The organism is Streptomyces sp. NPDC002785 (assembly GCF_040295565.1).
In the GTDB taxonomy this organism is placed as follows: Bacteria; Actinomycetota; Actinomycetes; order Streptomycetales; family Streptomycetaceae; genus Streptomyces.
On the sequence record NZ_JBEOVN010000225.1, the window covers coordinates 1 to 11,108 of the forward strand.

Genomic DNA, 11,108 nt, shown 5'->3' on the forward strand with positions numbered 1-11,108 from the left:
CGCCTGACCACCCCGCCCCCCCCGGGGCGCGCGGTCCGGGGCGCCGCTCCCGCCTCACGGGAGCGGCGACCGTTTCGCTGCCCGCCCCAGACCAGCCCCGAGGCCAAGCCGCCCGCGTGCCGGGACGCCGGCCTTTCCCCTCACCGTTCCTGGGCATAGCCCAGACCCCACCCCCTGTGCCCCCGTGTTCGAAGGAGAGTCCCTGTCGTGGCGACCGCCGCCCGCTCGAAGTCCACGGCTCGGCGCAAGCCGCCGACCCGGACCCGCAAGACCACCCCGAAGCCCCCCACTGTTCCAGCCGCGAAGTCCCAGACGGCGGTGGTCGGGCCCAGTCCCCGGCCAGTGGCAGACCCAGTTACCGCCGATGCCCGGGACCGTGCCACCGACATCGCCGACCTCGCACGGGAGACCGCGCACCGCCAGGTGTACCAGCTCCTGGCCGACGCCGAGCTCCGCGTCCAGAGCCTTATCGACGAAGCTGCCCGGCAGTCGACCGCCGTTCGTACGGCCGCTGCCGGTCACGCCCGTCAGGTGAGGGACGAGATCGCAGAGGAGGCCGGACGGCGGCTGCGCGAGTCCACTGCCGACGCGGGTGCTACCCGCATGGTGGCGACCCGGGACGCGGACCGTATCCGTGAACAGGCTCGTACCGACGCCCGGGATACACGGACGGCCGCCCGTGCTCTGGCAGCACGCCACCGCACGGACGCCGCCCGTACCGGGACGGCGATCGAGGGCCGCGCCCAGGAGCGGGCCCAGCAGATCCTCGTCGATGGTGAGGTACGCGCCACCGAGCTCCTGGACGGCGCTCGCACCGAGGCGGCCTTGATCACCGAGGCTGCCACGACCGAGCAGGCCCGCGTGCTCGCCGCCGCCCAGGCCGACGCCGACCAGGTCCGTACGGAAGCCGCGAGCACTGCGGCTTCCGACGCGGAGCAGCTCCGCGCCGCCGTCGAAGCGACGGCGGAGCAGCTGCTTGCCGACGCGCGCCGCGAGGCCGACACCGTCACGACGACGGCGGCCGGTGAGGCCGATCAGGTCCTCGCCGACGCCCACGTGGCTGTCGAGCAGCTGCTCGCCGACGCGCGCCGCCAGGCGCAGGAGGTCACCACCACGGCGGCCGTCCAGGCGGAGCAGGTCCGGACCGAGGCCGCGCAGGCCGCAGCCAAGGCCCTCGCCGACGCGGAGACTGTACGCACCGAGCTGCTGGCCGGTGCGGAGCGCACCGCGACGGAGACCCGCACCCGCGCCACCACCGACGCCGAACAGGTCATCGAGCGGGCGCGGGGCGAGGCCGACCGGATGCGCGAGAGCGCGGACGACCACGCCGGGCAGGTGCGGGCCGGAGCGGAGAAGGTGGCCGCCGAGCTGCGTGAGGATGCCGCCCGTGAGCGGGAGGCGTCCCGTGCGGATGCGGCTCGTACGCGCACGCTGGCCAAGGAGGACATCGGCCGGCTGCGGGCGACGGTGGCCGAGGACGCCGAGCGTCTGACCCGCACCGCCCGCGAGGAGGCCGAACGATTCCTGGCCGCGGCCCGCACCAAACGGGACGCGGAGCTCAAGGAAGCCGAGCAGGCCCTGGCACAGGCCCGGCTGCGGGAAGCGGACGCGGACGTCACGCTGAAGGCCGCCGACGACAAGGCGGCCGAGGCCGCGGCGCGGATGAAGCGCGCCACCGACCGCACCGAGCAGGCCCTGGAACGCAAGCGCCTCAAGGACCAGGCCCGCGAAGAGCGGCACAGCGCCCGGGACGAGCGGAAGGCGAAGGCCCGGGACCTGCGGGCTGCGTCCCGGGCCGGGAAGCCGACCCGTACGGAGCGGGTCAAGAAGTTCGTGAAGGTCAACTCCGAGCGCCTGATGGTCATCGGGCCGATCACGGCGCCGATGGCGGTGGCGTGGACGGGACAGGCCGGGTTCGCCGAGGACATCCTCGGCTGGGTCGTCCCGTTCACGATTCTGTTCGCCGCCGCCTGGGAACTCAGCACGGCGTTCGTGGGGTGGATGTACCACCAGGCCCGCCAGGGCGGCGACGCCGGAACCCTCTACCGCGTCAGCACATGGATTTTCGCCCTCGGGGCGGCGGTCATGAACTTCTGGCACGCGTCCGGGCAGGCCGTGGCCGGCAGCCGGGTCTGGGACGCGAGGGCCCAGGAGTGGACGGAGCAGATCACCTACTGGCACTTCACCCCGAAGGCGGTGGCGTTTGCCGCGATGAGCATCGTGGGGATGGTGCTGTGGGAGCTGTACGCGTCGCTGATTCACCGCCGCACGCTTCGCGAGGACGGCAGGGTCGCCAAGGCCCGCCCCTCGATCGGGGCGGTCCGCTGGTTCCGCTACCCGGTCCACAGCTTCACCGCCTGGTCTCTCGCGATCACGGACCCGCGCCTGACCACGCTGGACCGGGCCTGGACCGCAGCCGGTTCACAGCTCGCGGACCGCAAGGCGGTCCGGACCGGACTGGCCCTGCACAGGGTCGTCGTCCCCCGCATCGGGACCCACGATCACGGACCGGCCGCCATCCCCACCGTGCTCACCCTGACCCGTACGGACCGGCACGGACCGCTGGAAAGCCCCGCTCCGGTCCGCCCGGTCCAGCACGGCGGGTACGCGGTCCGGTCCGGTCCGGCCGACCGGAACGCGGTCCACGGTCCGGTCCGGACCGCAGGAGCCACGGACCGGACCGGCGGACCGGCGCTCGCCCTGGAACCCGGTCCGGCCGGACCGCAGAGCGCTGACCTGCCGACCAACCCCGGTCCGGACCGTGGTCCTCGGACCGTGCCCGCCACCCAGAGCGCATCGGCCACGCGCGGGGTGACGGTCCGGACCGCCGATGCCGCTCCCGGACCGCAGGAGCCGGACCGCACCGGACCGGCCGACCAGGAAGTACTGGACAACGCAATCGGTCCGGACCGGAACGAGGACGGCGGTCCGGACCGCACGGTCATCACGCTCACGGACCTGGAGCGGACCGCACTGGACCGGCTCCGGACCGCGAACGAGCCGCTGAACCGAAACAACATCGCCAAGGCGGTCCGGACCGAAGGCGGCTCCATCGCCACGGACCGCGCCGGACAGATCGCCGTCGCCCTCAAGCAGCACACGGACCGCTGACCCGGCGGTCCGGACCGCATCACGTCCTGACACCGCATGGTCGCCACCAGCCCCCGCCCACCGGATCAGCCCGGCCGGCGACGACTGGTGGTGTGCCACGGCCGTCAGGGCCGACGCCGCTCCCGGCCCGCTTTCCAGGGCCCGGCCAGGAGCGGCTCTTTTCATGCACTCCCAACACCACGTCAGGAGCGTTCCACCATGGCGTTTTTCGGCCTGGTCGGCAACGACCAGAAGCTCGCACAGCAGTACAGCGACCGCGAGTCCGCGAGCGACAAGGCGGCCCGCAAGCGCCGCGAGAACCACCACCGCAACGCCAAGGCGGCGGACCGGCAGGGCCAGGCGTGGGAGGCCTCCGAGCGCTCCCGCCAGGACCGCGGCGGCTGGTGGCGCACCCGCTGACCACCCCGCACCTCCATTCCGCACACCCCCGAGGGGCTGCCGCACCGACACCCGGTACGGCAGCCCCTCGGGGCCTCAACCCCCTTCTGGAGAGCCCGTGCTGTTCGCCTGTCTGCACGTCCGCCGTCCCCGCCGCCTGAACCACCTGCGGCGTCTCGCGCTCGCCGACGCCCCGGTCACGGTCACCCGCCTGCCCGGGCGCCCCCTGCCCGCCCCGCCGGCCGCCACGGTCCCGCAGCGGCTGCCCGACGGGTTCCGGCCCGCCACCACCCCCACCCCCGCACCCACCGGCCCGGCCACCGCCGACGCGGACGAACTGGCCGTGCGGGCCTGGCTCCACCACGACCAACACGGCCACACGGACACCACCACCAGCACCGATACGGAGGCCCGACGATGACCGCCACCACCCACGGACAGCCGATCGAGCCGACCGACGTCCAGCTCTCCACGGAGCGCACCGACAACGGCACCCCGCCTCCCCCGCCTCCGCCTCCCACCCCGCCGTCCGTGCCGGACCCGTTCCTGCCACCGCCCCGGCGCACCACCCCGCCCCCGGCCGGCCCCCCTGCCGCTCCCCCGGCCAGGCCTCCGGCCGCTTCTCCACCGCCCCGCGGTGGCGGAGGTGTGGCAGTGGCCGACCCGGCGCCCGCGCCCACCGTGCATCACCACCACTACTACCCCGCCCAGCCCGCACAGCAGGACCGGCCACCCCGGTTCAGCCTGTCCCGCCTCCACCCCGCGTGGAACGGCACCGCCCTCGTCGGAGGGCTGCTGCTGCTCCCGGTGACCGGCAAGGTCTTGCACGTCTGCGGGGACGAGCCCGGGGTGCTGATGGCTGCCCTGGCCGCCGCCGGGATCCTGGAGCTGCGCAAGCGTGGCCGCTCCTGGCTGGCCCGGGTCCTGACCTGCAACATCGTCGCGTCGTGTTTCGTCACCCCCGCTGGTCTGTACCTCCTGGGCTACCTCTTCACCGGGGTGTGGTCATGACCGTGGGAGCGTTGCTCGCCGGCCTCGCCGTCCCCTGCCTGACCAGCGTTGTCCGCACGCTCACCCGCGATGGGCTCACCGACCGGGCGGACCGTCTGCGGCGCCCCGCGCCGGGGCTTGGCCTCCTCGCCGTCGCCGCCGCCGTGAGGTGGCCGTACCTGGCCCACGCCGTGCCGGTGCCGGTCGAGCTTGCAGTCTCTGTTGTCTTCTATCTGCTGGCCGTCTCGGTCAGCTGCTGGCTCCTGCCGCTGAAGCCCCGCCCGGCCCAACGCGCCGCCTACGACCGGCTGGCCACCCCGTGGGCCCTGGCGGTCCTCGGTGCCTTCCTGGTCGCCGTCTCCGGACCCGTGTTCAGCCTCCTCACATGGCTGACCTGGGGGGTGTTGCCGTGACACCGGGTCAGCTCTCCCTCGGCGGCCTGGGCCTGGCGGCTGCGGTCCTCGTGCTCACGCTCGCCCGATGGTGGCGCACCGGGCGCGAGGCACCGTCGGCGGCCGCCATCGCGGGCGGCCTGCTGATCGGTCTGCTCAGCGCCCTGTGCTCCGGCGGCCTGCTCGGCTGGGCCGCCCGCCGCACCGCCACCACCATCACCAATCCCCTCGGCAACGCCGTGGTCGGTACGGGCAGCAGCCGGCTGCTGCCCGAGACCGCGCCCTCGGGCATGAGCCCCGGCGGCGCCGTCGCCACGACCGTGCTCCTGGCCGTCCTCGTCCTCGCCTGGCGCTGCTGCGACAACCAGCTGCGCCGCCAGATCGCGGCCGGCGCCCTGGTCGGCTCGGCGGCCGGGCTGACCGTGGCGGCGTCGGGCCTGGCCGCTCTCACCCTCATCCCGGCCGTGAACCACCTCGGCGACCAGATCACCGCCAACCTGCCCTTCCAGTAACCCCCCTTCCCCTGCGATGTGACCGGAGGTCACCGTGCTCAACCTGCCCACGTCCTCACTGACCGCCGGCGGCCTGGCCATCGGCCTGGCCATCCCGGCCCACTTCGCCGCCCACTGGCTCAAGGCCAACTTCAAGTCCAAGAAGAAGGACTGGAAGACCCTGATCCCCTTCGCGGGCGGAATGGCCTACGGGGGCATGGCCTCCATGTGCACCGGCGGCCTGATCGCCTTCGGTGCCGGGGCCATCACCCTGTTCGGCAACGGTGCCGGGTCGCTGGCCCTGTGGGGGATCACCGGCGGGGACGCCACCCGGGCCGTCCGCGCCACCCCCGTCGAGCTGACCGCCGACGGCAACATTCTGCTTTTCCTCCTGACCGTCGTCGTCTTCGGTCTGTGGAAGGCCATCAAGTCTGAAGAGAAGAAGCTCGCCAAGCGCGGCATCATCGCCGGCGTCCTGCTCGGCCTGTCCGCCGTCCTCGGCGGCGCGGTGGCCGCCACCGTGATCCCTACCGTCAACAACTTCGGATCGCAGCTCCTCGGGTCCGTCGGCTGACCCCGCTCCCCCGACCGCCGTGTCCCGGCGCCATCGGTCGCCCGCACCCACCCGCACCGCCCCTCCGCCCCGGCGGTCAGGGGCGGCTCGTGTGTGCGGACGGCCGTAACCGCCCGGCCCGACCACCAGCCCCTGGAGAAGCACCGTGACATCCCGTCTGCCCGACCGGATCATCGTCGACGCCGAATTCGTCGACGACGAGCCCACCACCAGTACCACCGACACCAACGACGCTGCCGATGCCACCGACCGCCCCAGCCTGGCACCCCGCATCCTCACCTTCCTCAGCAAGGCAGCCCTCCGCGAGGCCACCGCCGTCCGCGAGGGCCTGCGCGTCCTGGGCGCCGAACGCGCCGGATGGTTCAACAGCGCTCTGGTCACCGACGCCCACGTCCGCGCCGACCTCCTCAACGACCGGCACGCCACCTGGCAGCAAGAGGTGGCCCGCGAGGCGCAGCGCCTGATCGAGAAGGCCGAGGAGCTGGAGAAGTCGGCCGATCAGCGGCTGGCCGAGGCCAGTGCCGACGATGCCGGTCCGGGCGACCACCAGCGTCTGGGCAAGGACGCCGAGAAGCTTCGGAGCGAGGCCACCGCGTGGCGTGAGCGTGTCCGGCAGGTCGAGCTCCAGCCCTACACCGGGCACCGCGAGCCCACCGCCGCCGAGCTCGCCGGCCACCGCAAGCGGATGGCCAACCGCCGCCGGTGGAAATCCATCGCCATCGGCCTGGCCGCCGGATGGGGCATGCTCCAGGTCGGCGGACCCACCCTCCTGGGCGGCATTCTCGGCGGGCTGATGGCCGTCGGCTGGGCGAAGGGCCGGTTCACCACCTGGCGCGCGGCCCCGCCCGAGATCCCCCAGCTCGACTACGCCGCCCCCGCCGCCCCGGTCACCGCGTCCGCGTCTGCCGCCGCAGGCCCTCCAGGCGCGGCCTTCATCCCCAATCAGGCCGCCCCGGCCGGGCCGGGGTTCACCAAACCGGCCGCTGCCGCCCCGGGCTTCACCGCCTCCTGGACACCGGCCGACACCCCCGCTCCAGCCGCGCCGTCCGGCCCGGCAGAGGGGGAACTGGACTGCGAGGAGACCGACCAGCTCACCGAGGCGATGCTCGCCGCCGGAGCGATCAGCGACGGCACCGTCCGCCTCGCCTGGCCCGACTCGATCACCCGCGTGCCCGGCGGGTGGCTCGCGCACGTCGTCCTGCCCAAGGGCGACGGGGTGACCGTGGAGACCGTCCTGCCCAAACTCGGCCAGGTCGCCGGGGAGATGGGCCTGGACCGGGCCCGGTTCTTCATGGACCCGGTCCACGCCTCGGCCGGCGGCACCGCCAAGACCATCGCCGTCGCCGCCTTCCAGGAGGACCCGTTCACCGAGCCGCGGACCTCCCCCCTGGTCGACATGGACACCGTCGACGTCTGGGCCGACGGCATCCCGGTTGCCTTCGACGCCTTCGGCGCTCTGGTCAACCTCGTCCTCAAGGACACCAGCCTGGCGCTCGGAGGGGCCTCCCGCTCCGGCAAGGGCGCGGCCCTGCGCGGCATCATCGCCGGCGCCCTGCTGGACCTGCGGGTGAACCTGCGCCTAGTCGACGGCAAGGCCCCCGGTCAGGACCGCTGGAGGCACCTCGCCTCGACCTTTATCGACGAGCCCGGACCCAAGGGCGCCAAACGCACCAAAGCTCTGCTCGAGGCCCTCGTCGCCGACCTGGACCGCCGTGCCGCGATCCTCAAGCAGTACGGAATGGAGCAGATCGACGACCCCGCCCTGATCGCCGAACTCGGCGGCCTCGAGCTGGTGGTCATCGACGAAGCCGCGGCCATCACCGGAGACCGCAAGCACGGCGCAGCGATCAAGGAAGCACTCTCCTCGCTGGCGGCCCGCGGCCTGGCGTTCGGCATCATCCTCGTCGTCGCCACCCAGGTCGTCACCAAGGGCGCCGACGGCGTGCTGCCCCGCCTGGTCACCGGCAACATCACCTGGAAGTGGGCAATGCGGGTCACCGAGACCACCGAGTCCAACATGGCGCTGAGCCAGGGCGCAGCCAAGGCCGGCTGGGACGCCTCCAAGCTCGATCCGGCGATCAGGGGCATGGGCATCCTGCTCGCCGACCGCTACCGCCGCATCCGCTCCCTCTGGCTCGACGGCCCCGATCTGCTCAAACTGATCGACACCATCACCCGTATCCGCACCGCCGCCGGACGGCTGCGCGGACAGTGGAACGACCCGATCGAAGCCACGATGCGCAACCTGAGCACTCCGCCTCCCGGACACGCTGCGTCACCGCGACCGGCCGCCCCGGCCGCCCTGGCCGACCTGGACGACGTGGACGAGGAGTTCGGCGAGGACCTGGACGACGAGTTCGACCCCGACACCGAGGCCGGGGAGGACGTCCTCGACGCCGAGGGCAGCGTCGAGGGCGACAAGTTCACCGGCGCAGACGGCGTCCCCATCCTGCTGCTGCGCGCGCACAAGACGGTCCTCGACGCGGGCGGCCGGATGCACACCGGACCGCTCGCCCAGGCTCTCGGATACGAGGACTCGCGGAAGCTCGGGATCGCCCTCAACACCCTTCTGCGGGAGGTCGAGGTCGAGCGCCCGGCAGGCGGCCAGCTCCGCGTCCCCGGCACCGACAAGCCCGGCCTCGGCTACTACGCCGAGACCCTCGCCACCGCCATCAATAGATACCGAGGGTGACCACCGCACCCCGTACAACCCCTACAGCGGCATCCCAGACACCCCGTCTGGGATGCCGCTTCTGTAGTGGGTCCTGACCTGCATGTATGGGTTGTCTGGGGTCAGAAAGGCGCCCCGAAAACCCGCCCGGCGGCCCCAGACAGCCGCCCATCAGGCACCACCCCCGACAACCCCAACACCCCATACACGCTCACACACCGCAACCCATGTGTAGGAGGCGAACACCCCGACAGCCCCGACACACACCACCAGCCGCAATCCCACCCCCTCGCCCGATAGGCCCCCGCCAAAGCCCCGCGACGGCGGGTAGACGAATCAGTCGGACAGCACGGTGAGCGGGCCCGGCCCGCCCGAAGGCCCCCGCCGAAGAGCCCGGGCGCAACCCCGCCGCCAGGCCGACCGCCGGCCCGCCCCAGGCGCATGCCGCACCGCGCGGCCGACGTTCCAGCTCTCGCCGAAGACGCGCCATCGGCGCCCCTGGAGCGCGTTACCGAAGCCGCCAGCCGCGGCCCCGGTCACCGCCGAACAGCGGGCGAGAGCAACTGAACGCCAGTGCTCAGCCTGAAACCCAGACAGTCACTGAGCGTGCCGACCTGGCCGTTCCCCCTCCCGAGGTACGCACCGACCGGCCTCCCCTGACCCCGCCACGAATACGAGACGGAGAACAGCATGCCCCGCACTCCCGCACCGTCCAGCCCGGTGCACGACCCGCACTTTGCGCCCGCCACCGAGGGCCAGCACATCACCGCCCACTGCGGCCCTGCGGCGGCTGGTTCCCCATGGGCCACGGCGGCCACTAACCCACCCCACCCGGCCGGAGTTCCGACCCGATCTCCACAGTCACGCCACGATCCGGCCGGACCCGACGACGACAGCCCAACGTCCACCAACTCCCGTGCCCACCGTCTTCGACCCGAACGGACTCCCATGAAACCGCTGTGGATCGGCACCTACCACGGACGCCACGACGGCACCCAGGCCACGGCCACCTCGACCCGCGACGGCACCCGCCCCGAGCCCTACGCCTGGACCTGCACCTGCGGAGCCACCCAGGCCTTCCTCACGGACTACGGCCTGGACCGCAGCGCCTGGCGGCACACCCACCCCACGCTCTGGGACCAGCTGCGGCAGAAGGCCGCCCGGCTGCTCCGGACCCGCAACACCCGCTGAGACCCGACGCCCCGCCTGGCCCTCGCCCCCACCGGGCGAGGACCGGACAGGCCGCCCGGCCACCGCCTCCCGCGCCCCGCCGACGCACCGACGCCAGCGGGGCGCGGTGATGCCCACCCAACTGCTGGAGGAGATCACTCGTGCTCATCCCCCGCCCGCGCCGCCGCATCGGCCGGCCCCGCCCGCAGCGCCCCGGACCCCGCTACCCGCTGCCGCCCCGCCGACTTCCCGGTACCTGGGGCGCGTGATGGACGACCAGGACCTGGTCGACGTCTACGACGACGGAGCCGGTGGCTTTCCCGAGTACGACTGGAACAGCGCCCCGAAGGGTCTCCTGGTCACCCGCCGGCAGTTACGGGCAGCCGGCCTTTCGCCGGGCGGCCACGGGCCCGTTGCGCAACTTCGCTGTCGCCGCTGCTCGTACCGGCCGCTCACCGAGTGCACGCACCTGGCCTGGCTCTACGACGTCGGCCTGGCGAAGCCCAAGCGCACGGCGACCCTGGCGCAGGAATGGGCGCTGGACCGGGCCATGGCGGCACGCCAGACCTGCCCCGTACCGGCCTGCCGCCGCCGCTACACCTTCTGCCTGCCGCTCAAAACACTCGGCAGCTGCCTGGAGTGTCACGACGGAACCCCGGCGGATCCACGCACCTACTACGCGCCCACGGCCCCGGTCATCCACCGGCTCGCCGCCTGACCGCACCATCCGAAGGAGAACTGCTGTGACCGAGACCCTCGCCCCGCCCGTCACCGGCCTGGCGGCTGACTCCCCGCTGTCCATCCTGTTCAACATCGTCGCCACCACCACGCGCGCCTCCCGAGATGAGGAGAGCGACGGCGCAGAGACCGCGGCCGCCGACCACGTCTATCGCGCGTACCCCGACACCCTCGGCACGGCCCTCGAGGAATTCTCGTGGACCGGCCAGCCCTCCCTCCGCGACAACGGGTTCGAGCCGAGCGCGGTGGCCTGCATGGGCGGCGGCCTGTGGCTGCACCACACCGTCACCGACGACGCCGACTACCGCGACGTCCTCACGCTGCTCGTGCCCTGCACCTGCGAGCGCGGATACGTCGGCTGGCAGCTTGAGGACGAGAACGACCTGGTGGAGATCCTCACCGAACTGCGACGCACCGACGGCCACACCGTGCACGACGGCGACACCGGCGGTCCGCACTGCGCCAGCACTCCCCTGCCGTCGCGGGCCGGAGCGGGCGCGTAGCTGCACACCCGGCATCTGACCGTCCCGGCCCGGCCGGACGGCGCACCCCTTGTTCCGACACGACACCGCCCCGGCCACACAGGCCGGGGC

11 protein-coding genes are annotated in these 11,108 nt (G+C 73.1%); all 11 read left to right on the plus strand.

The window, feature by feature from the left end:
- Positions 1–207: 207 nt before the first annotated feature.
- The 11 genes from ABTZ94_RS32655 to ABTZ94_RS32705 all read left to right on the plus strand — a co-directional run bounded on the left by ABTZ94_RS32655 (position 208) and on the right by ABTZ94_RS32705 (position 11,018).
- A complete protein-coding gene (locus ABTZ94_RS32655) occupies positions 208–3,111 on the plus strand; it encodes a hypothetical protein (RefSeq protein WP_351206275.1) in 2,904 nt (967 codons plus the stop codon).
- 198 nt (positions 3,112–3,309) lie between these two features.
- Positions 3,310–3,510 (plus strand): hypothetical protein, encoded by a 201-nt coding sequence (locus ABTZ94_RS32660; protein WP_351206277.1) that lies wholly within the window; start codon positions 3,310–3,312, stop codon positions 3,508–3,510.
- A gap of 97 nt (positions 3,511–3,607) precedes the next feature.
- Positions 3,608–3,910, plus strand: coding sequence for a hypothetical protein (locus ABTZ94_RS32665; protein WP_351206279.1), 303 nt, complete (start codon positions 3,608–3,610; stop codon positions 3,908–3,910).
- Positions 3,907–4,500, plus strand: coding sequence for a hypothetical protein (locus ABTZ94_RS32670; protein ID WP_351206281.1), 594 nt, complete (start codon positions 3,907–3,909; stop codon positions 4,498–4,500). Before ABTZ94_RS32665 ends, ABTZ94_RS32670 begins: the two co-directional genes overlap by 4 nt.
- Positions 4,497–4,892, plus strand: coding sequence for a hypothetical protein (locus ABTZ94_RS32675; protein ID WP_351206282.1), 396 nt, complete (start codon positions 4,497–4,499; stop codon positions 4,890–4,892). Before ABTZ94_RS32670 ends, ABTZ94_RS32675 begins: the two co-directional genes overlap by 4 nt.
- Positions 4,865–5,383, plus strand: a complete 519-nt coding sequence (locus tag ABTZ94_RS32680; protein WP_351206284.1) for a hypothetical protein — start codon at positions 4,865–4,867, stop codon at positions 5,381–5,383. Before ABTZ94_RS32675 ends, ABTZ94_RS32680 begins: the two co-directional genes overlap by 28 nt.
- A gap of 34 nt (positions 5,384–5,417) precedes the next feature.
- Positions 5,418–5,936: a hypothetical protein gene (locus ABTZ94_RS32685; protein ID WP_351206286.1), complete on the plus strand. Its 519-nt coding sequence runs from the start codon at positions 5,418–5,420 to the stop codon at positions 5,934–5,936.
- Positions 5,937–6,081: 145 nt separating this feature from the next.
- Complete coding sequence (locus ABTZ94_RS32690; RefSeq protein WP_351206288.1) at positions 6,082–8,628, plus strand: FtsK/SpoIIIE domain-containing protein; 2,547 nt, start codon at positions 6,082–6,084, stop codon at positions 8,626–8,628.
- A gap of 927 nt (positions 8,629–9,555) precedes the next feature.
- On the plus strand, positions 9,556–9,798 hold the full coding sequence (locus ABTZ94_RS32695; RefSeq protein ID WP_351206290.1) for a hypothetical protein: 243 nt from the start codon (positions 9,556–9,558) through the stop codon (positions 9,796–9,798).
- A 247-nt stretch (positions 9,799–10,045) separates the two neighbouring features.
- Positions 10,046–10,495 carry an RRQRL motif-containing zinc-binding protein gene (locus ABTZ94_RS32700; protein ID WP_351206292.1) on the plus strand — a complete coding sequence of 150 codons (450 nt, stop codon included), beginning with the start codon at positions 10,046–10,048 and terminating at the stop codon, positions 10,493–10,495.
- A gap of 25 nt (positions 10,496–10,520) precedes the next feature.
- Positions 10,521–11,018: a hypothetical protein gene (locus ABTZ94_RS32705; RefSeq protein ID WP_351206294.1), complete on the plus strand. Its 498-nt coding sequence runs from the start codon at positions 10,521–10,523 to the stop codon at positions 11,016–11,018.
- Positions 11,019–11,108: the final 90 nt, after the last annotated feature.

Excerpts from the sequence above, each read along its gene's own strand:
- ABTZ94_RS32695 (WP_351206290.1), top strand. The coding sequence starts at position 9,556 with ATGAAACCGCTGTGGATCGGCACCTACCACGGACGCCACGACGGCACC.
- ABTZ94_RS32700 (WP_351206292.1), top strand. The coding sequence starts at position 10,046 with ATGGACGACCAGGACCTGGTCGACGTCTACGACGACGGAGCCGGTGGC.
- ABTZ94_RS32675 (WP_351206282.1), top strand. The coding sequence starts at position 4,497 with ATGACCGTGGGAGCGTTGCTCGCCGGCCTCGCCGTCCCCTGCCTGACC.
- ABTZ94_RS32670 (WP_351206281.1), top strand. The coding sequence starts at position 3,907 with ATGACCGCCACCACCCACGGACAGCCGATCGAGCCGACCGACGTCCAG.
- ABTZ94_RS32660 (WP_351206277.1), top strand. The coding sequence starts at position 3,310 with ATGGCGTTTTTCGGCCTGGTCGGCAACGACCAGAAGCTCGCACAGCAG.
- ABTZ94_RS32680 (WP_351206284.1), top strand. The coding sequence starts at position 4,865 with ATGGCTGACCTGGGGGGTGTTGCCGTGACACCGGGTCAGCTCTCCCTC.